Raw genomic sequence first — 23474 nt, 5'->3', positions numbered from 1 at the left:
GGGAGAGGATGCGGCGGCACCGGCCGGCGGTCCCGGTCGTTACTTCTTCTTCACCTGGACGTTGGTGAAGATCGGGTCGCCGTCCTGACCGTAGGGAATCTTCCCCAGGATCTTGTTGGACTGGCCGCTGTTGACCTTGTAGAACCACAGCGGGATCGCCGGCATGTCCTTGGCGAGAATCTGCTCCGCCTGCTGGTAGAGCTTGATGGTCTCGTCGAGGGTGGCGGCCTTGTCGGCCTTGTTGGCGAGCTTGTCGAACTCGGGGTTGTCGTAACCGCTGGTGTTACCGGCGGCCTTGGAGCCGTACAGGTCCCTCATGAAGTTCGAGTTGACCGGGTAGTCGAGCACCCAGCCACCGCGGTACATGGACTTGACCTGGTGCTTGTCACGCGCGTTCAGGTCGGCCTGGAAGTCGGGCTTGGAGTCGCCCACGCAGTCGACACCGGTGGCCTTGCGGATGCTGTTGCAGACCGCGTCGACCCAGGTCTTGTGGTCCTGGTCGGCGTTGAACTGGATGGAGATCTTGTTGCCCGGGACGCCGCCACCCTCCTTGATGAGGGACTTGGCCTTCTTCGGGTCGTAGCTGACCTGCTCCTTCAGCGCGCCGGCCTTGTAGCCGAGCACACCGCGGGCGACATAGCTGTCGGCCGGGGTGCGGGAGCCGTGCAGCACCGTCTTGGTGATGGTGTCACGGTCGATCGCCATCGACAGACCCTGGATGACCTTGGGGTCGATGTCCTTGAACTGGTCGGTGTAGAAGGCCGGGACGATCGACTGGACCGCCGAGTACTCCTCGTCGATGGCGCGCTTGCCCAGGTCCGTCTTGTAGTTCGTCAGCGCGGTGGTCGGAACCTGCTCGATCCAGTCGAGGTTGTTCGACCGCAGGTCGGAGTAGGCGGCGTCGGCGGTGGTGTAGTTCTTGAAGTCGATGCCGCCGTTCTTCGCCTTGTTCGGACCCTTGTAGCCGTCGAACTTACGGACCTTGATCAGCTTCTTGTGGTCCCACGAGACGAACTTGTAGGGGCCGTTGCCGACCGGCTTCTCGCCGTAGCCCTTGGGGTCCTTGAAGAAGCCGCTGGGCAGCGGCGCCCAGACGTCATAGCCCAGCTTGTAGGCGAAGTACGAGACCGAGCTGGTGAGCTCGATCTTGAACTCGTTGTCATTGACGACCTTGAGGCCGGACATCTTGTCGGCCTTGGGCTTGCCCTTCTCAGGGTGGACATCCGCGTAGCCCTTGATGTCCTGGAACCAGCTGGAGTTGGTCTGGTTGTTCTCGACGTTGGCCGACCAGTTCCACGAGTCCACGTAGGACTTGGCGGTCACGGCCTCACCGTTGTGGAACTTCCAGCCCGGCTTGAGCTTGACGGTCCAGACGGAGGAGTCCTTGTTGGGTGTCACGGACTCGGCGTTGATGTACTGGAGCTTGCCGGTACCCGGCTCGTAGTCCACGAGCGTGGAGAAGACCGCCCTCAGGACACGACTGCCCTGGCTCTCCTTGGCGTTTGCCGGCTGAAGCGGGTTCTGCGGCTCGCCCAACTGGGCGGTCAGGATCCCTTTCGGGTCCACCGTCCCCTTGTTCATGTCGTTGTCACCGCTGTCGCTGTCGCCGCCGCCACAGGCGGTTGCGGCCAGCGCCACAACCGCGGCCAGTGCGACCCACTTGGCGCTCTTGGCACCGCGCATGGGTTTGCCTCCTCAGGAGTCCTCTGCCACTACGAGAGGGGGTGTCCGGAAAGCACGCTGACACCCCTGACAGCGAAAGGGACCGGAAACCCCCCAGATGCGCTCGTAGGTCCGCGCTCCCCACAGCGTGTGACCCATTGACCCGAGCTCAATGGACCCCATGATTGAGCACGCTCGCCCCGTAAACCACACCTTATGGGTCTCGCTTTGGTCACATCATCTACGCGCGGAGCTTCAAAATCCGGACAAAAGCTCCACTGACAGACACACGCGAAACGGACTGTTAACACATCATGCGGAGCCCTCTGGCCGATATCCGGACGCCTCACCCCGGATAACTTGTTGACTGGCGCCTTGCCGACATGGCAACAGCCCGGGACCCCTCGCGGAAGAGGGGATTCCGGGCTGTCGGCGGGCTTACGGACGCATCCTCCAGCGCTCACGCTGGGTGAGGGGCGCCCGCGTACGCGTCAGCGCTTGGCGCGGGAGGCGGCGCGGCCGCGCTCCTTCTGGTCCAGCATCACCTTGCGGATGCGCACGGTCTCCGGGGTCACCTCGACGCACTCGTCGTCGCGGCAGAACTCCAGGGACTGCTCCAGGGAGAGCAGCCGCGGCGGCACCAGGGACTCGGTCACATCCGCGGTGGAGGACCGCATATTGGTGAGCTTCTTCTCCTTGGTGATGTTCACGTCCATGTCGTCGGTGCGGGAGTTCTCACCGACGATCATGCCCTCGTAGACCTCGGTGCCCGGCGAGACGAACAGCACGCCGCGCTCCTGGAGGTTGATCATCGCGAAGGCGGTCACCGCGCCCGAGCGGTCGGCCACCAGCGATCCGTTGTTCCGGGTCTTCAGCTCCCCGAACCACGGCTCATGGCCCTCGTGGATGGAGTGGGCGATCCCGGTGCCGCGGGTCTGGGTCAGGAACTCGGTGCGGAAGCCGATCAGGCCCCGGGACGGGACGACGAACTCCATCCGGACCCAGCCGGAGCCGTGGTTGGACATGTTGTCCATCCGGCCCTTGCGGGTGCCCATCAGCTGGGTGACCGCGCCCATGTGCTCCTCGGGCACATCGATGGTGATGCGCTCGACCGGCTCATGGACCTTGCCCTCGACCTCCCGGGTGACCACCTGGGGCTTGCCGACGGTCAGCTCGAAGCCCTCCCGGCGCATGGTCTCCACCAGGATCGCCAGCGCCAGCTCACCGCGGCCCTGCACCTCCCAGGCGTCCGGGCGGTCGGTGGGCAGCACGCGCAGCGAGACGTTACCGATCAGCTCGCGCTCCAGCCGGTCCTTGACCAGCCGGGCGGTGACCTTGCGGTCCTTCACGGCCGACTTGTCGGCGCCCTTGCCACCGGGGCCGCGGCCGACCAGCGGCGAGGTGTTGGTGCCGATGGTCATCGAGATCGCGGGCTCGTCGACGGTGATCAGCGGCAGCGCGATCGGGTTCTCCGGGTCGGCCAGGGTCTCGCCGATCATGATGTCCGGGATACCGGCGACGGCGCAGATATCACCGGGGCCGGCCACCTCGGCGGGCTTGCGGGTGAGCGCCTCGGTCATCATCAGCTCGGTGATGCGCACATTTGCGATCGAGCCGTCCCGCTTGATCCAGGCGACCGTCTGCCCCTTCTTCAGCTCGCCCTGCTCGACGCGGAGCAGCGCGATCCGGCCGAGGAAGTTGTCCGCGTCCAGGTTGGTGACATGGGCCTGGAGCGGGGCGGCGGCGTCGTACTCGGGCGCGGGAACCGTCTCCAGCAGGGTGGTGAAGAACGGCTGGAGGCTGTCGCTGTCGGCGGGGACGGAGCCGTCCTCCGGCTTGTTCAGCGAGGCGATGCCGTCCCGGGCACAGGCGTAGACGATCGGGAACTCGATCTGCTCCTCGGTCGCGTCCAGGTCCAGGAAGAGGTCGTACGCCTCGTTGACCACCGCGTCGATCCGGGAGTCCGGGCGGTCCGTCTTGTTGATGCACAGGATGACGGGCAGCTTGGCCTGGAGCGCCTTGCGCAGCACGAAGCGGGTCTGCGGCAGCGGGCCCTCGGAGGCGTCCACCAGCAGGACCACGGCGTCGACCATGGACAGACCGCGCTCGACCTCACCGCCGAAGTCGGCGTGGCCGGGGGTGTCGATGATGTTGATGGTGACGGGGTCGCCGCCGTCCGCCGGGTGGTACTTCACGGCGGTGTTCTTGGCGAGAATGGTGATCCCCTTCTCGCGCTCCAGGTCGTTGGAGTCCATGACCCGGTCGTCCACCTGCTGGTGGGCGGCGAACGCGCCGGCCTGCTTGAGCATGGCGTCGACCAGGGTCGTCTTGCCATGGTCGACGTGGGCGACGATGGCGACGTTACGGATGTCGTGGCGCGTGGGCATACTTGCGGCGCTTCTCCCGGAATCGTGGATGACGGCGCGTCCGGTGCGGTACGCCCGCCCGCCGGGCAGAACACGCCACGGCCTCAACCCCATGGTAAGGGGACGGCCCGGTAACGGGCGCCGCAGCCCGTCCTCGCAGGGTGATCCGGGTCTCAGACCGGTCGCGGGCGACGGCGGGAGCGCCACTCGTCACCAGGTGGGCCCGCCGGGCCCGGCACGGGTGCCGGGCCGGGCGGGCCGGTGGTTCATGTGGGCCGGTGGCTCACTTGCGGAAGCCGATGTCCTGGTAGCGCGGGGTGGCGAAGCCGAAGGCTCCGGCGTTCACCACGCCCTTGCGCATCGCCACCAGCTCCGGCCGCTGGTAGAGCGGGACCGAACCGGCCGCCGCCCAGATCCGGGCGTCCGCCCGGCCGACCAGGGAGCGCGAGGCGCCGCCGTCCAGCTCGGAGACCGCCTCGTCGAACAGCTGGTCGATCTGGTCGGTGCCGACCCGGGTGTAGTTCTGCTCGACCACCAGCGAGCCGTCCGCGGCCGGCTGCGGCTTGGCGTAGATCGGACGGCCGTCGGTGGCCGGGTAGGCGGTGGCGGGCCAGGAGTAGAGGGCCAGGTCGTACTTGCCGGAGGCGATGTAGTTCTTGAAGTAGCCCTCGCCCTCGACCTTGGTGATCTCGGTACGGACGCCGATCGTCTCCAGCATCCGGGCGATGCGCTCGCCGACGGCGCGCAGCGGGGCGCTTCCGCTGTCGTCCGGGAGGACGAAGCGCAGCACCAGCGGACGGCCCTTCTTACGGACCACCGCGGAGTCGGGGAGGTTGCCGGAGCGGCCCGCGTCGCCCGCCGCGGGGGCCGCGCCGCTCGCGCTTGCCGACGGTGAGGCGGTCCCGCTGGCGCTGGGGCTCGCGCTGCCGTCACCGGAGGAGGTGGCGGACGGGGTGCCCGAGCCCGCGTCACTGGGCACCGCGCGCCGGATACCGAGGTCGTCCGTCTTGCCGTCGATCTTCTGACGGCCGGCCGCGTGCCAGCCCGCGTCCGCCAGCAGCGACTGCGCGGCCTGGGTGTCGGAGGTGCCGAGGGCGCCGCTGTGGTCCTTGTATCCCTTCTGCGCCGCCATCAGCAGGTGGTTGCCGAGCGGTTCGGTGGGCAGTCCGAGGGGCTTGAGGACCTGCTTCGCCAGCGCCTTGCGGTCGATCGCGCGGGCCACCGCGCGGCGCACCCGCTCGTCCGCGAGCGGGCCCTTGGTGCCGTTCAGGGCGAGCTGGGTGTAGGCGGGCTCCAGCGCCTTGCGCAGGGTGAACCGGCTCAGGGCCACGGTCTCGGCCCGCTTCTTGTCCGAGGCGTTCGCGGCTGCCCAGTCGTGCAGCGCGTCCGCGGCCCGCCGGCCGTCCCGGGCCAGGTCCGGTGCGTTGGCCCCGGCGGAGTGGGCCTTGGCCCCGGCCGCCTGCTTCTTGCGGGAGGGGGCGGTGGCCTGGATCCGGCGGGCGGTGGTCCGGTCGACTTCGGCCAGATCGACCCGGCCGGAGATCAGCGCGTCGGCCCGCTGGGCGGCGGGCACCGTCCGGAAGACCATCCGGCTCAGCCGCGCCCGCTCGCCCCACCAGCGGGGGTTGCGGACCAGGGTGACGGAGTCGTCCGTGACACCGCGCACCATGAAGGGACCGGCCCCGACCGCGAGCCCCTTGTTCGCCGCGGCGTTGAAGACCGCCGGGTTGTCCATCACGCTCTTCGGGTAGAGCGGGGTGAACAACGAGCGCCAGTCGGTGTAGGGCTTGGCGAAGGTGACCTTGACCTCGTGGTCGTCGTCACCGGGTTCGATCTTGGCGATGCGGTCGTACCCGGCGTTCCGCGCCGTCCAGTACGCGTTCTCCGTACCGCGCAGCGCCTTCCACTGGGCGGCGAAGTCCTCCGCGCTCAGCGGGCGGCCGTCGCTCCAGACCGCCTTGGAGTTGAGCTTGTAGACCACGACCTGCTTGGGCTCGGTCGAGGTGACGTCGGCCGACTCCAGGAAGTCGGGGTCGCGCTGCGGCTTGCCCCGGGCGTCCAGCGTGTAGAGCGAGGGCAGCACCGCGCCGGCGACCCGCTCGGTGCCGGTGTCGGCGGCCGACTGGAAGGCGTTGAAGGTCTTGGGCGTCGTATCCAGCGCCCAGCGCAGGGTTCCGGTCCCGGCCATCCGGGCGCGGGAGGCCGTGGCGATGTCCCGGGAGGCGGGCGGCGGGGCGCCCTCCTCATCGGAGCTGCACCCGGTCAGCACGACGGGCAGCGGCAGCATCACACCCGCGGCGAGCAGCAAGGCACAGCGGCGCTTGGCGATGGACATGGCGACGGAACCTCCGGGGTGTGCCAGATATGTGCGTCCTGGGTGGATTGTGACGCTTATCGCATATACTGCTCACTCAAAGCGACGGTTCACCGGAGAGCACGCCGGAACGGCCGCGGAGACGGCCATGAGGGGAAAGGATCACCCGACCGGATCAATACGGAGGGCGCACGCTCCGGCGCACAGAGGCGGAATCGCACCGGCGGCGCGGCGAATCGCGACAGATCCCTTCCCAACCGAGACTGTGGCGCGTAACACTCGCTGTCGCATGACCGTCGCCAACCGCAACCGCGGAAGTGAGGGCTCTAGTCATGTCCTTGAACGACGACCTGACGAACGTCCAGCGCTGCCTCGATGACCTGGTCCGCTCGGTGAGCCGACTGGAACAGCAGGTGGGTCCCGGCGGGCTGGAGATACGACGGGTCCGCACCGACGCGGACCACCTCCGCGAGAGCCTCGCCCTGCTGCGCGCCACGGCTCCCCAGGAGCGACCACGCCCCGAAATGGTTCCGGTCCCCGACGCTCCGTACAACAGTGCGCTGTGGTCGGACGTCGACGACGAGGGCCTCGGCGCGCGCGATCGCCACGCGCCCTAAGGACGGCATGGTGCACCGGCCGCCCCTGTGAAAGGGCCGCCGGTGCACCGGCACGGGTGCACCACCCCACCGTCCCCCACACCACTCCACAGCGGAGTTCCACTTGGCCACAGGCACCGACCCCCAAGCCGCCACGCCCACCGACCGGGAGGCGCCCCCGGGCGGGGTGCACGGCCCGTCGCGGGCCGCCATCCCCACCCGTCACCTGCGCACCGATCGCTGGTGGCTGGCGCCCGCGGCGACCGCCGCCGGGCTGTTCGCGTTTGTCGTCTATTCCACCTGGCGCGCCTTCGCCGGGGACGACTACTACGCCGAACCGTATGTCTCACCGTTCTACTCGCCCTGCATCGCGCAGAACTGCGTGCCCATGAAGGGCGGCGCCAACTGGGAGATCTTCGGCGCCTGGTGGGGGCTCTCCCCCGCCCTGCTGATCCTGATCTTCCCGCTCGGCTTCCGGCTGACCTGCTACTACTACCGCAAGGCGTACTACCGGGGCTTCTGGGCCTCGCCACCCGCCTGCGCCGTCGCCGAGCCGCGCGCCCGCTACACCGGAGAGACCCGCCTCCCGCTGATCCTCCAGAACATCCACCGCTACTTCTTCTACTTCGCGCTGATCGTTGCCGGGATCCTCACCTATGACACGGTGCTCGGCTTCCGTGATGAGCACGGCCGCTGGGGCCATATGGGCCTCGGGACGCTGATCCTGCTCGTCAACATCGCGCTGATCTGGGCGTACACCCTCTCCTGCCACTCCTGCCGGCATATCGTCGGCGGCCGGCTCAAGCACTTCTCCCGGCATCCGGTGCGCTACCGGCTGTGGGGCTGGGTCAGCACGCTCAACGCCCGCCACGCACAGCTGGCCTGGGCGTCCCTGATCAGCGTCGCCGTCGCGGACTTCTATGTCTATCTGCTCGCGAGCGGCGCCTTCGACGATCCGCGCTTTTTCTAGGAGAGGTGCTCAACCGATGACGCAAGTCGAGCGGCAGGCATGGGACGTGGTCGTGGTCGGCGCCGGGGGCGCCGGGCTGCGGGCCGCGATCGAGGCCCGGGAACAGGGCATGCGCTGCGCCGTCATCTGCAAGTCGCTCTTCGGCAAGGCCCATACGGTGATGGCCGAGGGCGGTATCGCCGCCAGCATGGGCAATGTGAACGAGGGCGACAACTGGCAGGTGCACTTCCGGGACACCCTGCGCGGCGGCAAGTTCCTCAACCACTGGCGGATGGCCGAGCTGCACGCCCAGGAGGCCCCGGACCGGGTCTGGGAGCTGGAGACCTGGGGCGCGCTCTTCGACCGCACCGCCGACGGCCGGATCTCCCAGCGGAACTTCGGCGGTCATGAGTACCCCCGGCTGGCCCATGTCGGGGACCGCACCGGCCTGGAGCTGATCCGCACCCTCCAGCAGAAGATCGTCTCCCTCCAGCAGGAGGACAAGGCCGAGACCGGGGACTACGAGTCACGGCTGAAGGTCTTCCAGGAGTGCACGGTCACCCGGATCCTCAAGGACGGCGACCGCGTCCGCGGGGTCTTCGGCTACGAGCGTGAATCCGGCCGTTTCTTCGCGATCGACGCCCCGGCGGTGGTGCTGGCCACCGGCGGCATCGGCAAGTCCTTCAAGGTGACCTCCAACTCCTGGGAGTACACCGGGGACGGCCACGCGCTGGCGCTGCTCGCCGGAGCCCCGCTGATCAACATGGAGTTCGTGCAGTTCCACCCCACCGGAATGGTCTGGCCGCCCTCGGTCAAGGGCATCCTCGTCACCGAGTCGGTGCGCGGGGACGGCGGGGTGCTGCGCAACAGCGAGGGCAAGCGGTTCATGTTCGACTACATCCCGGACGTCTTCAAGGAGAAGTACGCCCAGTCCGAGGACGAGGGCGACCGCTGGTACGAGGACCCGGACCACAACCGCCGCCCGCCCGAGCTGCTCCCCCGCGACGAGGTCGCCCGCGCCATCAACGCCGAGGTGAAGGCGGGCCGCGGCTCCCCGCACGGCGGGGTCTTCCTGGACGTCTCCACCCGGATGCCGGCCGAGGTCATCAAGCGGCGGCTGCCCTCCATGCACCACCAGTTCAAGGAGCTGGCGGACGTCGACATCACCGCCGAGCCCATGGAGGTCGGCCCCACCTGCCATTACGTGATGGGCGGGGTGGACGTCGACCCGGACACCGCGGCCGCCACCGGGGTACCCGGGCTGTTCGCCGCGGGCGAGGTCGCGGGCGGGATGCACGGCTCCAACCGGCTGGGCGGCAACTCCCTCTCCGATCTGCTGGTCTTCGGACGGCGGGCCGGGCTCTACGCCGCCAAGTACGCCCAGGACAGCGCCCGGTCGGGCGGCCGGGCGGCCCCGGACGACACACAGCTGGACCTCGCGGCCGCCGAGGCGCTGCGCCCGTTCAGCGCCGAGAGCGGCGATGCCCAGGGCTCCGGCCCGGCCGAGAATCCGTACACCCTCCACCAGGAGCTCCAGCGGGCGATGAACGACCTGGTGGGGATCATCCGGAAGGCCGGGGAGATGGAGGAGGCGCTGCACCGGCTGGCCGGTCTGCGGGTGCGGGCGCGGCGCGCGGGGGTCGAGGGCCACCGGCAGTTCAACCCCGGCTGGCACCTGGCCATCGATCTGCGCAACATGCTGCTGGTCAGCGAATGTGTGGCCCGGGCGGCGCTGGAGCGGACCGAGAGCCGCGGCGGCCACACCCGGGACGACTATCCGCAGATGGACCGCGAATGGCGGCGGGTCAATCTGGTCTGCCGGCTCTCCGACCCCTCCGGCGGTCTGGCCGCGCCCGACGCGGGCCACGGTCAGATCCGGCTGGAGCGGCGCGAGATGCCGCCCATCCGCCCCGATCTGCTCGACCTGTTCGAGAAGGACGAGCTGGTGAAGTACCTGACGGACGAGGAGCTGACCCAGTGAGTGCGTACGAGGCCCGCTTCCGGGTGTGGCGGGGCGATGTGGACGGCGGCGGTCTGAAGGACTTCCAGGTGGAGGTCAATGACGGCGAGGTCGTGCTGGACATCGTGCACCGGCTCCAGGCGACCCAGGCCCCGGACCTGGCGGTCCGCTGGAACTGCAAGGCGGGTAAATGCGGTTCGTGCAGCGCCGAGATCAACGGCCGCCCCCGGCTGCTGTGTATGACCCGGATGTCGGTGTTCAGCCGTGACGAGACCATCACCATCACCCCGCTGCGGGCGTTCCCGGTGGTCCGGGACCTGGTGACGGATGTGTCCTTCAACTACGCCAAGGCCCGGGAGGTGCCGTCCTTCGTCCCGCCCGCGGACCTCAAACCGGGTGAGTACCGGATGGGGCAGGAGGATGTGAACCGCTCGCAGGAGTTCCGCAAGTGCATCGAGTGCTTCCTGTGCCAGGACACCTGTCATGTGGTGCGGGACTTCGAGGAGAACAAGGAGGCGTTCGCCGGACCGCGCTTCCTGATGCGGGTGGCGGAGCTGGATATGCATCCGCTGGACGCGGCGGCCGACGCCGGGATCGACCGTAAGCGCGGTGCTCAGGAGGACCACGGTCTGGGCTACTGCAACATCACCAAGTGCTGTACGGAGGTCTGCCCGGAGCAGATCAAGATCACCGACAATGCGCTGATCCCGCTCAAGGAGCGGGCGGTGGACCGCAAGTACGACCCGCTGGTCTGGCTCGGCAACAAGATCCGCCGCCGGGAGGGGTGACCCGGCCCCGCTGACGGTGCGGGCCCGCGCCATCGCCGCGCGGGCCCTCGCCGTCACCAGAGGCTGAGCAGCGCCTCGACCGAGTCCGGACCGCTGGACCGGCCGTCGGGGAGGGCCAGTTCGAACCAGACCGTCTTGCCGTGCGGCGTACGGCGGCTGCCCCAGCCCGCGCTGAGCAGCCCCACCAGCTGGAGCCCGCGCCCGCCCTCGTCGGTGTCCCGCGCGCGCCGCCGCCGGGGCTGTACCAGTCCGCCGTCCCAGACCTCGCAGACCAGGGTGCGGTCCAGCAGCAGCCGGAGCCGGATCTCGCCCTCGCCGTACCGCAGCGCGTTGGTCACCAGCTCGCTGACCAGCAGCTCGGTGGTGTCCACCAGATCGTCCATGTTCCAGGACTCCAGCTGTTCCCGGGCCAGTTCCCGGGCACGGCCCACCGACTGGGGGTCGCTCGGGAGCTTCCAGTCGCCCACCGACTCCTGCGGCAGCCCCTGCACCCGGGCCATCAGCAGCGCGATGTCGTCCTCGCCGTGGTGGGTGTCCAGACCGCTCAGCACGTGGTCGCAGATGTCCTCCAGCGAGCTGTCCGGGACACGGGTGCCGTCGTGCGAGGACAGGGCCGCCCGGAGGTCCTGGAGCCCCTCGTCCAGCGCGTGGTCACGGGACTCCACGAGGCCGTCGGTGTACAGGGCCAGCAGGGCGCCGTCGGGCAGCTCGACCTCGATCTCCTCGAACGGCTCGCCGCCGACCCCCAGCGGCATCCCCGGCGGCACCTCCATCAGCAGCGCGTCCTCGTCGGGCTCGACGAGGACGGGGGGCAGATGACCGGCGTTGGCGAAGGTGCAGCGGCGGGTGACGGGGTCGTAGACCGCGTAGACACAGGTGGCGAGGTAGACCTCGGACAGATCGGAGGAGTCCTGGGCGCCGGAACGGGCGCGGGAGCCGGAGCGGGTGGGGGTGTGCGAACCGCTCGGCGCGCCCAGCCCGCGAGCGATCTCGTCGAGCGCGGAGAGCACTTCGGCGGGCTCCAGGTCCAGCAGGGCCAGCGTGCGTACGGCGGTGCGCAGTTCACCCATGGCGACCGCGGCCCGCAGACCCCGGCCCATCACATCGCCGACCACCAGCGCGGTGCGGTGTCCGGGCAGCTCGATGACGTCGAACCAGTCGCCGCCCACCTCGGTCGCCGCGTTCCCCGGCAGATAGCGGCAGGCGATATCGAGTCCGGCGGCCTCGGGGTCGCCGGGCGGCAGCAGGCTGCGCTGGAGTATCAGGGCCCGTTCATGCTCCCTGCGGTACAGCCGGGCGTTGTCGATGCTGACGGCCGCGCGGGCGGCCAGCTCGACGGCGAGCGCGCGGTCCCGCTCACCGAAGGGCTCACTGCCCTTGGTACGGGAGAACTGGGCCAGACCCACCACGGTGTCCCGCGCCACCATCGGCACCACCAGCGTGGACTGGAGCATCGCGCCCAGCTCCGGGCCCTCCCCGCTGTCCCGGCCGGGGACGACCTTGACCTGGGCGGTGCGCAGCGCCCCGGCGCACAGGGAGTGGAAGGGGTAGCGGTGGACCTCGCCGACCTGGACGGGCTTGGGCAGTCCGCCGTCGGTGTCGACGCGGCAGATGTCGCCGAAGGCGACCGGGCCGTCGGAGACCGCGGAGGCGAAGGCGACCCGGCGCAGTTCGGCACTGCCGTCGGCCAGGCCCGGCGGGGTCTCGTCGCCGGACAGCAGCCCCTGGTAGAGGTCGACCGAGGCCAGATCGCAGAACTGGGGGACGGCCACGTCCAGCAGTTCGCGGGCGGTGGTCTCCAGATCCAGCGAGGTGCCTATTCGGGCACCCGCCTCGTTGAGCAGCGCCAGGTTGCGCCGCACGCCCGCGGCCTCCTGTTCGGCGCGGCGGCGGCGGGTGACGTCGGTGGCGAGCCCGGCGACGCCGATGGGGCGGCCGGAGCTGCTGTGCAGCCGGTAGAGCGACACCGACCAGCGGTGCCGGTCCGGGCTGCCGGGCACGGTGCCCACGATCGGCATATCGGTCAGCGACTTACCGGTGTCCAGGACCTGGCGCAGGGCGGCGCCGAGCCGCTCGGCCTCGCCGCGCGGCAGCAGATCGTGGGCGGTGGCGCCGCGGTAGGACTCGGTCGGGCGGCCGAAGACCTTGGCGAAGCGCTCATTGACCCGGAGCATGCGGAGGTCGGTACCGAAGAGAAAGAAACCGAGCGGAGATTGACCGAAAACGGCCTGTGATGAGGCAAGGTCGGTTTCCAGACCACGGAGCGCGCTCACATCGACGGCGATACAGAGCGCCGAACGCTCACCGGCCGCGTCCTGAGACGGCATCACATAGATCTCGGCCACACCATGGCCGTGCGGCGCCTCGGGGCTGCGGTAGGGGACCAGCCCGGTCCACTCCCGGCCGTCCAGGATGTCGGCGACCTTGCGGTGACCGGTGTCGCGCAGTTCGTCGGGAACGAAAGCGTCGACCGGGTCGCTGCCGATGGCCTGTTGGGCCGTCAGCCCCGTCAGCTCCTCGGCCCGTTCGCTCCACTGGGAGATCCGTCCGTCGGAACCCAGCGCGAAGGAGGCGACACGGATGTAGTCATAGATGGATCCGGGAGGACTGCTCTGCCACATGGCCGACATCGACGACATGGGCGATACCGGTGCCATCTGAGACACCTGAGACGTCTGGGACACCTGCGTCTCCGGCGACACTTCCGACACCGGCGACACCTGCGAACCAACCGACTCCTCGGGCATCTCAGCCCCCGCTGGCTTCTCGCTCATGCGCCCGTCCCCTCCGGCTCAGGTGCTCCGACCGGCTACAGATAGCCGAGTATCCAGCACCTCGGCCATCCGGAGTACGGTCTTCACGATCACAGCACTATCTCAGCCCGCAATCAGTTTCCGTCCCGGCTTTTGGTTAAGCGCTCAAGATCAGCGCTCCCCCTCACTCCTAACCGGGCAGAGCCAACTCGAACCACACGGTTTTTCCGGCGTGCCTGCGCCGGGTCCCCCAGCGCAGCGCCGTCCGGCCGATCAACTCCAGGCCACGGCCGCCCTCGTCCTCGGCCGACGCGGTCCGCGCGTGCGGCGGATCGGCCAGCGGATCCGACACTTCGACCATCAGTACGGATTCGGACGGCGAATTTTCGCGGCGGGCGTACATGCGCAGCCCGATCGGACCGCGGGCGTACCGCAGCGAATTGGTGACCAGTTCACTCACCAGCAGCACCGTGACATCGGTCATGACGGACAGCCCCCACTCCTCCAGCACGGCCTGAACCCGACAGCGTGCGGCGCGGACCGAACCCGGCTCGGCGGGGAAGACCCACTCGGCGAAGCCGGGCGTCGGCCCGGCCCGCGCTGTGCTGTCACTCACGCCGATCACTTCCCAGCCCCGGTACGGCCCCGCCGGAATGTATGGATTCAGGGAGGTTAATCAGCACATACCCGATATCCGGGGCGCCCTATCGTCCGGGCGAGGCTCAGCGGGCGCGCGGAGGAGTGCGTTCGGCGGCGCGCAGCAGGCGGACGGCCTGCGCCAGCGCGGGACGGTCCTGGTCCAGCCAGTCGACCTCGTCCACCCGGTCGGCGGTGAGCCAGCGGAGCTCGTCATGGTCCTGGAGCGGCCGGGGTGTGCCGGAGACCAGTCGCGCGGTCCACACCCGCAGTACGTAACCCGGCTTGAGTGGCCATTCACCGGCCAGCGGCTCCAGCGGCCGGACCTCGACGCCCAGCTCCTCCCGCAGCTCGCGGACGAGGGCCTGCGGCGGCGTCTCCCCCGGCTCGACCTTGCCGCCCGGGAGCTCCCAGCGGCCCGCGAGCTCCGGCGGGGCGCTGCGCCGGGCGGCCAGCAGCCGTCCCCGGTCGAAAACCGCTCCACCCACCACCACGCGCACACTCATGCGGGAACCCTAGGGGGTGGGGAGCGGGGTGGTCGGCCCTACTGAGCCTGCTGGGAGGCGGCGGTGCGCTCCACGACATAGAGGTGCTCCGGGCCCTGGGCGTCGAGCCGGTCGGCCACCTCCTGGGCCTCCGTCCGCGTGGCGTAACGGCCGACGCGGTAGCGGTTGCCGTTGCCGTCCTGGCGGATCACGAGCCATGGCAGTACGACGTTGCCCTCACTCATCTCCCCGCCCCCTCCGTCACCGGGTCCCGCGACGGCTGACGCCACCGCGGGACCCTCAAGGAATTCCCGGTCCGCATATGCCCGAGCCTACGCCCAACCTTCACTCAGCGGATACGTGTTCTCACGTGGAGGCACGCATCCGGCCATGCGGACCGGGTGGGGTCAGACGCGCACCGGCGTCTTGTCGCGGTCGTCGTCCCCGCGGTCGTCGCTGGCCTCGCCCGACTCCTCGGCAGCGGCGGCGGCCAGTTCCCGCTCCGCCTCCAGCAGCGTCGGGTTGCGCCAGGCGCTGCGCACACCCCAGTAGTAGAAGGCGAGTCCGATCGCGGCGACGACCAGGATGTCCCAGCCCTCGGGCAGATAGCCGCGGCCGCCGAACTCCGTACCGCCGGCCCATGAGACCCCCGCCATGACCAGCAGGTACGCCACCATCCAGGCACCGGCGGCCAGGTGCGGGCGCAGCTCGGCCCACGGCTTGCGCAGCTCGTACCAGGCCCAGACCGGCAGGCCGATCGCCATGATGAAGATCACCTTGCCGGTGAGCGGCCAGCGGGCCCAGTAGAGCACCAGCGAGCCGAAGACCATCGCGATCGGGGCGATCACCGGCATCGCGCGCAGCTTGACCGGCCGCGGCAGGTCCGGGGAGAGGCGGCGCAGCGACATCACGGCCACCGGGCCGGTGATGTAGGAGATCACGGTGGCCACGGAGACGATCTCGGCCAGCGAGCCCCAGCCGCGGAAGACGGCGAGGAAGGCGAAGGCGATCACCAGGTTGAGCAGAAGCGCCGGACGCGGGATACCGGTCTTGGCGTCGACCTTGCCGAAGATCCCCGGCAGATGTCCGTTCTCCTGGACACCCTGGATCATCCGGGAGGTGGTGGCCGCGTAGATCATGCCGGTGCCGGACGGGGAGACGAAGGCGTCGGCGTAGAGCAGCAGCGCCAGCCAGTTCAGGCCCCAGGCGAGGGAGAGATCGGCGAGCGGGGAGTTGTAGGACAGACCCGACCAGCCGCCGTCCGCCAGGTCGGCCGCCGGGACGGCGGTCAGGAAGGCGATCTGGAGGGCGACGTAGATCACCAGGGCGATCAGGATGGAGCTGATGACGGCCTTGGGGAGCGACTTGCCGGGGTTGCGCGCCTCGCCCGCCATGTTCAGCGGGGACTGGAAGCCGTTGTAGGCCCAGACGATGCCGGAGACGGCGACCGCGGTGAACACCGCGCTCCAGCCGTTGGGGGTGAAGCCGCCGTTGTCGGTGACATTGCCGGTGTCGAAGTGCGACAGCAGCAGGGCACCCGCGGTCAGGGCCGGGACGACCAGTTTGAAGACGGTGATCGCGGTGTTGGTCTTCGCGAAGAGCGTGATCGCGAACCAGTTCAGGAAGAAGTAGAAGATCAGCAGCACCGAGGCGAGGGCGACCCCGCTGCCGGTGAGCTCCTTGCCGTCGTACAGCGCCTTGGCCCAGCCGAAGTCCCAGGAGCTCATGTACTGGACCGAGGCGGTGGCCTCACCGGGGATCACGGAGACGATCGCGATCCAGTTGGCCCAGGCCGCCAGATATCCGGCGAGCGAACCGTGCGAGTACTGACCGTAGCGGACCATGCCGCCGGCCTTGGGGAACATCGAGCCGAGCTCGGAATAGGTCAGGGCGATGGTCAGCGCCACGGCGGCGCCTATCACCCAGGCCAGAATAGCGGCGGGACCAGCGAGCGCGGCGGCCCGCTCGGCGCCGAACAGCCATCCGGAGCCAATAATGGATCCAAGGCCCACTGCGGTCAGGGCCACCGTACCCAGCGACCTTTTGTAATGCGTGTGGGCTCCTTGTTCAGTGCTCAACGCCCTGACGCTCCTTTCGACCCCCATACCTGTACCTGATGCAAACGGGCGTCATCGTACAAGCGAATTGCGAGGCCACTTCACGGGTTTGAGCTGATCTTGAGCTCGGAGCCGCTCATGTGATCTGCGCAACACATCGCCGCAGGTCAACTGCTGGCAAAGAGCGTGGGAAGCAGAGCCGAGGGCCGCTGAACGGCACCTTCGCGAAATCTCTACGGATCGCCCCCGGAAAATCTGTGCCACTGCCGCAATCCCGCGTAACCCACAGGGGAATCAAGGGCTCTTGATGAATATTCGTACCCGGCCATCTCAAATGGACCGCGATGGCAGAGTGACGCGAGTTGAGTCCGATGTGCCGGGCTTTGCCATCGGCTTACTCAAAGCCGCGCGGCTCAAATCTACCTCAAATTCAGATGAGCTCAAATCGAGCTCAAGCCGCCCTGGAAATAGTCGAGTTGGGCTCGGAGGTGACTCCATCGGAGGATCGCCGACCCCAACTCGACGTCGTCCGCGGTCACTTCACCGACAGGGCGGTCACTTCACCGGCAGGTGGTACGCGACCCGATAGCGCTCGGCGAGCACCACCACATCCGCCGTCTCCACCGGCCGCCCGCCCGCGCGGTACGTACGGGAGACGACGAGCACCGCATGGCCCGGCACCCCGCCGAGCGCCAGCACCTCCTCCGCCTGCCCGGGGCGCGCGCCGACCTCCTCGGTCACGTTGTCCACGATCAGGTCGAGCGCGGCCATCCGCGCCACCACCCCGCGCCCGGCCAGCGGACCCTCCTCGGGCAGCATCACCGGGCTGCGGCCGGTGATCGCGAGCGGCTCCCAGGAGGTGGAGAGCATCACCGCCTCCCCTCCCGAACGGAAGAGGTAGCGGGTGCGCATCACGCGGTCGCCGGGCTCGATGCCCAGCCGCTCGGCGGTCTCCCGCCCGGCCGCCTCCTGCTCGCTCACCGCGTCCCAGGTGCCCATGATCCGGTCGTCGGCCTGCTCCTGGCGGAACGGGGAGGAGTCGACCATGCCGTGATAGCCGGTGCGGGCGAGCAGCCGGGGCACGGGCTGGGCGCGCACATAGGTGCCCGAGCCGGAGCGGCCCTCCACCAGACCCTCGGCCATCAGCACCTTGCGGGCCTCGAGGGCGACGGTGTCGGAGACGCCGTACTCCTCGCGGATCCGGGCCTGGGAGGGGAGACGGGCGTGGGGTGGCAGCTCGCCCGCGGCAATCTTCTTCCGGAGATCGTCGGCGACGCGGAGGTATGCGGGCTGGTCACCAAAGGCCACGTGCACTCCCAGTGGTTGACAGTCGGCAACAGCTTGGCAACCCAGGGTTGCCGATTGCAACTGAAGGCCAGAGCTTCACCAGAAGTGGTGAACCCCAGCTCAGCGACGTTTACTTCGACAATGCCCCGTACAGCCGGTTTCATTGGCGATCACCAGCTCACCTGACCAAGGAGCGTTCGTGTCCCCTCACCGCAATCCACGCGTCCTGACCACCGCCCTGCTGCTCGTACTGAGCGCGGCCTGCACCGGGGCCTCGGCCGGCCAGGACGCTCCCGACCGCGTCCACGGGGCGAAACCGGGCGCGGCGGGTGCCGGGGACCCGCTCTTCCCGAAGATGGGCAACGGCGGCTATGACGTCACCGACTACCGCCTGTCCCTCGACTACACACCCGACTCCAACCGCCTCGAGGGCACGGCCAGGATCACCGCACGGGCCACCAGCGCCCTGAGCTCCTTCCACCTCGACTTCGCCGGGCTGCACATCCGCAAGGCCACGGTGAACGGGCGGACGGCCAAGGCCGAGCGCCGGGGCACCGAGCTGGTCCTCACCCCCGCCGCCGACCTGCCCAAGGGCCGCACCTTCAGCACCACGGTGGTCTACGACGGCAAGCCCCGGACCATCAAGGACCCGGACGGGTCCAAGGAGGGCTGGATCGAGACGGACGACGGCGCCGTCGGACTGGGCGAACCGACCGGCTCCATGGCCTGGTTCCCGGGCAACCACCACCCCTCCGACAAGGCCCGCTACGACATCACCGTGACCGTCCCCAAGGGGCTGACCGCCGTCTCCGGCGGGGAGTTGAAACAGCGCGAGACCCACGGCCGCCACACCACGTTCCACTGGCGTTCCCAGGAGCCGATGGCGTCCTATCTGGCCACCGTCGCCATCGGCGACTTCGACATCCACACCACGACCACCGACGGTGAACTCCCCCAGTACGTCGCGGTCGACCCCGACCAGGCCGAGGACTCCACCAAGGTCCCCGACCAGGTCACCGGTGTCATCGACTGGGAGAGCCGGACCTTCGGCCGCTACCCCTTCTCCTCCACCGGCGCGATCGTCGACCATCTGCCCGGGCTCGGCTACGCCCTGGAGACCCAGACCAAGCCGTACTTCGCCGACGCGCCGGACGAGATCCTCCTCGTCCATGAACTGGCCCACCAGTGGTTCGGCAACTCGGTCACCCCCCGCGCCTGGAAGGACATGTGGCTCAACGAGGGGTTCGCCACCTACGCCGAGTGGCTGTGGGAGGAGGACCACGACGGCCGCACCGCCGAGCAGACCTTCCGCGACTTCTACGACGGCACCGACGACGAGAGCGGCGGCATCTGGGACTTCGCGCCCGCCGACCCGCCGAACGCCGCGGCCGTCTCCGACCCGCCGGTCTACGGGCGCGGCGCGATGGTGCTGCACAAGCTGCGCCAGGCCGTCGGCGACAAGACCTTCTTCACCATCCTGCGCACCTGGGTCAAGGAGCACCGGCACGGCAACGCCGACACCAAGCAGTTCATCGCGCTGTCCGAGCGGATCTCGGGCAAGGACCTCACCAAGCTCTACGACGTCTGGCTGTTCGGTAAGGACAAGCCCGCGAAGCCGTAGCGGGCAGGGCGTTCAGCGGGCGCGCAGCGCCCCGGCCGTCGCGCCTGTGCGCTCCCGCAGCAGTACCCGCAGGGTGTTGGCGTGCTCATAGCCCACCCTGCGGGCGATGGCGTCCAGGGACAGACCGGTGGTGCGCAGCAGATGCGACGCCCGCTCGACCCGCAGGTCCTGGACGAACCGCACCGGTGAGGTGCCGAGGGTACGGCGGACCGTGCGCTGGAGGGTGCGTTCGCTGACGCCGAGGGAGCGCGCGGCGTCGGCGACACTCACCGGCTCCGCCAGCCGCTGCCGGACCCAGCGCTCGAACCCGGCGACCACCGGATCGCTCTGGGCGAGGGCGCTGGGGATGGTGTACGCCGACTGCGAGGGCCGCTCGTCCACCACCAGATAGCGGGCGACGAGGTCGGCCAGCGCGGGGCTGGTCATCCGGACCACCGCGAGGGCGAGATCGACATGGCCGAAGGCCGCCCCCGCGGTGATCACCCCATCCGAATCGGACACCATCCGGGTCTCGTCGACCGTGACCCCCGGGTACCGCTTACGGAAGACCGGCGCCAGCCACCAGCTGGTGGTCGCCCGCCGCCCCTCCAGCACGCCCGACTCCGCCAGCAGGAACGTCCCCGTACACGCCGAGGCCACCGAGGCGCCCCGCTCCCGGGTCCGGGCGAGAAGGTTCCGCACCGGCGCCGACTCCTGCCCCGAGACATGGGCGAGCAACGCCTCCGGCCGCCGCTCGGCCAGCGCCGGCACCAGCAGCAGATCCGCGTCCGCCGCCTCGGCCACCGGGGCGGTGGGCACCTCCAGCCCTGCCCCGGTGCGCACCCGGCGCCGGAAGCCCACGGTCGTCAGCCGCGAGGCGGGCGGCGGCTGCGGCAGCTCCTCGCGCATCGCGTTGGCGCTCCGGAGCACATCGAGGATGGCCGCGAGTCCGGAGTCGAAGCAGCCGTCATAGGCCAGCACCGCGATATCCATGACGGAAATGGTATCGGAGCCGTCGTTTCCGACACTGGGAGGCGACCGGTCCCGGACTTAGCGTGGGTCCTCGCCCTCGTGTCGGCACCACCCCGGCACCCTCCCGGCACCCCATCGACCAGCGAGAACGGACGCACCACCGATGACGCACTCCCTCACCGCGCGCACCCGCACCCACACCTGGACGGCTCCGGCCCCCGACGCCGAGGACGTCCACCGCTCGGGGCTGGAACTGCTCCAGCGGATCCTGGACGGTCGGCGGTCCGCACCGCCGATCGGCTCCACCCTCGGTTTCCGGCTGGTGGACGCCGCCGAGGGGCGCGCGGTCTTCGAGGGCGAGCCCGGGGAACATCTGCTCAACCCGATGGGCACCGTGCACGGCGGCTATCTGGCCACCCTGCTCGACTCGGCACTCGGCTGCGCCGTGCTGACGACCCTCCCCGCCGGACGCCTCTACACCACCGTCCAACTGGGGGTACATCTGGTGCGCCCGGTCTTCGCCGACACCCCGCTGCTGCGCTGTGAGGGTACGGTCCTGCACACCGGACGGCGGACCGCGACCGCCGAGGCACGGGTCACCGGCGCCGCCGACGGCAAGCTGTACGCCCACGCCACCACCACCTGCGCGGTCCTGGACGCACCGCGGGGCCGCTGACGGAGCCGGAAGGAGCCCGCCCCATGCCCAGGACGACCGTCGTCAACCTCAAGGGCCACCGCGACGACCCGGACTACGCGGACGTGGTCTACGTCGGCCGGGCCATGCACCGCGGCGGCTGGCACCTCGACGCCTCCCCACTGGCCAGCCCGTACCGCCCGGGTCCGGACGGCACCCGCGAAGAGGTCCTCGAGAAGTACCGCGCCCATCTCCTCGGCCGCCCCGACCTGCTGGCCCTCCTCCCGGCCCTCCGCGGCCGCCGCCTCGGCTGCTGGTGCGCCCCTCAGCCCTGCCACGCGGAAGTCGTCGCGGAACTGGCCGACAGGGACTGATCCCTGAGGGCCGGTCTTGCCGTCGGCTCGCCGGGCGTGAACGGACCGCCCGTCACTTGTCACGCCCGTCACTTGTCACGCCTGTCACTTGTAACGTTCGGCGCGCCGGCCGCACTGAGCAGTATGAGCGATGACGACCTGCGTGCGCGGTTCCTCAACTGCACGCTGAAGAAGGGCCCGGAGCGCGGCCATACGCAGGGCCTTGTCGACCTCGGCTCACGGATCACCTGGACGGCACTCCATCAGCGGGTGATGGCCGCCGACACCCTCGTCATCGCCGGACCGATCCGGCTGGGCGATACACCACCCCGCCGCAGGCGGACGCGGGCCGGGCCGGCGAGGCCGGACCGGGCCCCTCCTCTCTCGACCCGGACTCCGGCGGTCCCGCCAACGACTTCACCCAACAGGGACACCACGTTCATGACGTGGAACCTGCTGCATCTCGCCCGGTTGCTCCAGGACGCCGGTGGCATCCCGGCACACGGCAACCAGCGGTCGCAGTGGGAGGCCGGGCGCCGGTTCGACTTCGAGAATCCGGAACATCCCCAACTCAGCATCGAAAGGCCGAGACATGACTGTTCAGACCACCGAGACCGTCCCCACCTGCGCCTACCCCGGCTGCACCAACCCGCCGGAGCCGCCCGCCCCCGGAGCGCAGGGTCCGGCGCCCCGCTACTGTCCGCACCCCGACCACAATGCCCTCAGCGCGTTCCGGAAGTTCCGTGCGAAGCGGCAGCAGCGCAAGGAGGACAAGCGCGCGGCGGCCGAGGCCAGGAAAGCGGCCAAGGTGGACGCGAAGGAAGCCAGGGCTTCGGTCGTCGGGCAGCCCTGGCCCACCGTCTCCGCGCAGCCCCCGGCCGCCGGTGTCGCGCACGGTGCGCCCGGGCACACCTGCGCCCCGGAAGCCGTGCCGCAGTCGCCCGCGGAAGCCGTCAACAGTGAGATAACGGCGATGATGGCAATGGTGGACATGGCGGCGGGCGACAACGCCGGGGCCGCTCGGTCACGCGACGGCCTCGTCACGCTCATGGAGCGGCTGGCCACCGAGCTGCCCTCCTACATCGAGGAGTTGGCGATCATCACGGACTCGGCGGCGGCCGAGGCCCGGATCGAGACGGTCACCCGCGCCTCCGCACAGCGCGTCCTGGCCGCCGAGGAGCGCGCCACCCTCGCCGAGGAGGCGGCCGACATGGCCGTCACCGCGCTCGACACCGCACAGCAGAAGTTCGCCGAGGAGACCGCCGCGATCCGCGAGGAGACGGGCCGTCAGGTGGCGGACGCCGAGTTCGTCCGGGCCGAGCTGGACCGCTACCGCGAGCGCGTCAGCATGCTCGAGGTCCGGCTCGACGCCGTCCGCGACGAGGCCGATGAGCTGCGCCGCGAGAAGGCCACCCGCCCCGCCGAGCGGCCCGCCTGACGTCGGCGCTCCGGTCACGGAAACGGAACGGAAGTTCAGGGCCGGTTCGGTGCGGCAGCCCGGACCGGCCCTCCACATCGACATCGACAGAAACGGAAATCCTCATGTCCTCCCGAACCAAGCGCCCCGTCTTCTGGATCACCACCGCGGTGGTTCTCGTCGCGGCGGCCGTCGCGCTCTACCTCTTCCAGCCCTGGCGGCTGTTCACCACGCACCGCGTGGACGAGGCGGCCCCGGTGGCCACCAACCAGCAGGGGGCCGCGGCCGACCCGTTGGCGACCGGCACCTTCATCTCCCACGAGCACGGAACCAGCGGCTCGGCGGAGATCCTGCCGCTCGGCGACGGGAAGAAGACGCTGCGGCTGACGAACCTGCGCACCTCCGACGGCCCGGCCCTGCACGTATGGCTCAGCGACCAGCCGGTCAAGCCCGGGGGCGGCGGCAACCTCGACGACGGTGACCACGTCGACGTCGGCAGCCTCAAGGGCAACGAAGGCAACCAGAACTACGCGATCCCGGCGGGCACCGACCTCGACACGTTCTCCACCGTGACCATCTGGTGTGAACGCTTCAGCGTGTCGTTCGGCGCGGCCGGGCTGAAGCAGCGCACCTGACGGAACCGGG

The 23474-nt window shown here is 69.7% G+C and carries 19 protein-coding genes and 1 pseudogene; 10 read left to right on the top strand and 10 right to left on the bottom strand.

The genetic code is table 11. The features are described from left to right. Nucleotides 1-39: 39 nt before the first annotated feature. From AB0C66_RS03000 to AB0C66_RS02990, 3 genes are all read right to left on the bottom strand, one after another. The gene (locus AB0C66_RS03000; protein WP_362432043.1) at nt 40-1683 is read right to left on the bottom strand and encodes an ABC transporter substrate-binding protein; all 1644 of its coding nucleotides are present in this window, start codon (nt 1681-1683) and stop codon (nt 40-42) included. A 470-nt stretch (nt 1684-2153) separates the two neighbouring features. Then, nucleotides 2154-4049, bottom strand: a complete 1896-nt coding sequence (typA, locus tag AB0C66_RS02995) for a translational GTPase TypA (protein WP_362432040.1) — start codon at nt 4047-4049, stop codon at nt 2154-2156. Nucleotides 4050-4311: 262 nt separating this feature from the next. Then, nucleotides 4312-6363 (bottom strand): ABC transporter family substrate-binding protein, encoded by a 2052-nt coding sequence (locus tag AB0C66_RS02990; RefSeq protein ID WP_362432037.1) that lies wholly within the window; start codon nt 6361-6363, stop codon nt 4312-4314. 311 nt (nt 6364-6674) lie between these two features. Here AB0C66_RS02990 and AB0C66_RS02985 point away from each other — a divergent pair, with 311 nt between their 5' ends. The 4 genes from AB0C66_RS02985 to AB0C66_RS02970 all read left to right on the top strand — a co-directional run bounded on the left by AB0C66_RS02985 (nt 6675) and on the right by AB0C66_RS02970 (nt 10635). Further along, nucleotides 6675-6959 carry a hypothetical protein gene (locus tag AB0C66_RS02985; RefSeq protein ID WP_362432035.1) on the top strand — a complete coding sequence of 95 codons (285 nt, stop codon included), beginning with the start codon at nt 6675-6677 and terminating at the stop codon, nt 6957-6959. Between the two features lie 103 nt (nt 6960-7062). Further along, on the top strand, nt 7063-7908 hold the full coding sequence (locus AB0C66_RS02980) for a hypothetical protein (RefSeq protein WP_362432032.1): 846 nt from the start codon (nt 7063-7065) through the stop codon (nt 7906-7908). A gap of 16 nt (nt 7909-7924) precedes the next feature. Beyond that, nucleotides 7925-9868: a fumarate reductase/succinate dehydrogenase flavoprotein subunit gene (locus tag AB0C66_RS02975; protein ID WP_362432029.1), complete on the top strand. Its 1944-nt coding sequence runs from the start codon at nt 7925-7927 to the stop codon at nt 9866-9868. Beyond that, a complete protein-coding gene (locus tag AB0C66_RS02970) occupies nt 9865-10635 on the top strand; it encodes a succinate dehydrogenase/fumarate reductase iron-sulfur subunit (protein ID WP_362432026.1) in 771 nt (256 codons plus the stop codon). The genes AB0C66_RS02975 and AB0C66_RS02970 overlap by 4 nt, the downstream gene beginning before the upstream one ends. Before the next feature lie 53 nt (nt 10636-10688). On the opposite strand, the gene AB0C66_RS02965 is transcribed toward AB0C66_RS02970, so the two are convergent. From AB0C66_RS02965 to AB0C66_RS02940, 6 genes are all read right to left on the bottom strand, one after another. Then, entirely contained in the window at nt 10689-13292 is a 2604-nt protein-coding gene (locus tag AB0C66_RS02965; RefSeq protein ID WP_362432024.1) for a SpoIIE family protein phosphatase, read from the bottom strand. A 286-nt stretch (nt 13293-13578) separates the two neighbouring features. Next, complete coding sequence (locus AB0C66_RS02960) at nt 13579-14013, bottom strand: ATP-binding protein (RefSeq protein WP_362432022.1); 435 nt, start codon at nt 14011-14013, stop codon at nt 13579-13581. Nucleotides 14014-14110: 97 nt separating this feature from the next. Next, nucleotides 14111-14530 carry a (deoxy)nucleoside triphosphate pyrophosphohydrolase gene (locus tag AB0C66_RS02955; protein WP_362432020.1) on the bottom strand — a complete coding sequence of 140 codons (420 nt, stop codon included), beginning with the start codon at nt 14528-14530 and terminating at the stop codon, nt 14111-14113. Nucleotides 14531-14568: 38 nt separating this feature from the next. Then, complete coding sequence (locus AB0C66_RS02950) at nt 14569-14754, bottom strand: SPOR domain-containing protein (RefSeq protein WP_362432017.1); 186 nt, start codon at nt 14752-14754, stop codon at nt 14569-14571. A 162-nt stretch (nt 14755-14916) separates the two neighbouring features. Continuing rightward, nucleotides 14917-16614, bottom strand: coding sequence for an APC family permease (locus tag AB0C66_RS02945; protein WP_362432015.1), 1698 nt, complete (start codon nt 16612-16614; stop codon nt 14917-14919). Between the two features lie 507 nt (nt 16615-17121). Then, a complete protein-coding gene (locus tag AB0C66_RS02940; RefSeq protein WP_362432013.1) occupies nt 17122-17874 on the bottom strand; it encodes a GntR family transcriptional regulator in 753 nt (250 codons plus the stop codon). Nucleotides 17875-18052: 178 nt separating this feature from the next. Here AB0C66_RS02940 and AB0C66_RS02935 point away from each other — a divergent pair, with 178 nt between their 5' ends. Further along, the gene (locus AB0C66_RS02935; protein WP_362432011.1) at nt 18053-19474 is read left to right on the top strand and encodes a M1 family metallopeptidase; all 1422 of its coding nucleotides are present in this window, start codon (nt 18053-18055) and stop codon (nt 19472-19474) included. Between the two features lie 12 nt (nt 19475-19486). Here the strand turns inward: AB0C66_RS02935 and AB0C66_RS02930 are convergent, their stop codons facing one another. Then, nucleotides 19487-20446 (bottom strand): helix-turn-helix domain-containing protein, encoded by a 960-nt coding sequence (locus AB0C66_RS02930; RefSeq protein WP_362432009.1) that lies wholly within the window; start codon nt 20444-20446, stop codon nt 19487-19489. A gap of 142 nt (nt 20447-20588) precedes the next feature. Here AB0C66_RS02930 and AB0C66_RS02925 point away from each other — a divergent pair, with 142 nt between their 5' ends. The 5 genes and pseudogenes from AB0C66_RS02925 to AB0C66_RS02905 all read left to right on the top strand — a co-directional run bounded on the left by AB0C66_RS02925 (nt 20589) and on the right by AB0C66_RS02905 (nt 23464). Next, nucleotides 20589-21101, top strand: coding sequence for a PaaI family thioesterase (locus tag AB0C66_RS02925; protein ID WP_362432007.1), 513 nt, complete (start codon nt 20589-20591; stop codon nt 21099-21101). 23 nt (nt 21102-21124) lie between these two features. Further along, nucleotides 21125-21433: a DUF4326 domain-containing protein gene (locus AB0C66_RS02920; protein ID WP_362432005.1), complete on the top strand. Its 309-nt coding sequence runs from the start codon at nt 21125-21127 to the stop codon at nt 21431-21433. 123 nt (nt 21434-21556) lie between these two features. Further along, a pseudogene (locus AB0C66_RS02915) lies at nt 21557-21976 on the top strand (hypothetical protein); the annotation flags it as partial. A 28-nt stretch (nt 21977-22004) separates the two neighbouring features. Continuing rightward, complete coding sequence (locus AB0C66_RS02910; protein WP_362433412.1) at nt 22005-22850, top strand: hypothetical protein; 846 nt, start codon at nt 22005-22007, stop codon at nt 22848-22850. Nucleotides 22851-22954: 104 nt separating this feature from the next. Beyond that, nucleotides 22955-23464 carry a DM13 domain-containing protein gene (locus AB0C66_RS02905; RefSeq protein ID WP_362432003.1) on the top strand — a complete coding sequence of 170 codons (510 nt, stop codon included), beginning with the start codon at nt 22955-22957 and terminating at the stop codon, nt 23462-23464. Nucleotides 23465-23474 lie beyond the last annotated feature (10 nt).

The sequence above is a fragment of the Streptomyces sp. NPDC048636 genome (assembly GCF_040650655.1).
Taxonomy (GTDB): domain Bacteria; phylum Actinomycetota; class Actinomycetes; order Streptomycetales; family Streptomycetaceae; genus Streptomyces.
Note: the sequence above shows the minus strand (reverse complement) of the source record. Positions and strands in the feature narration are given on the sequence as shown.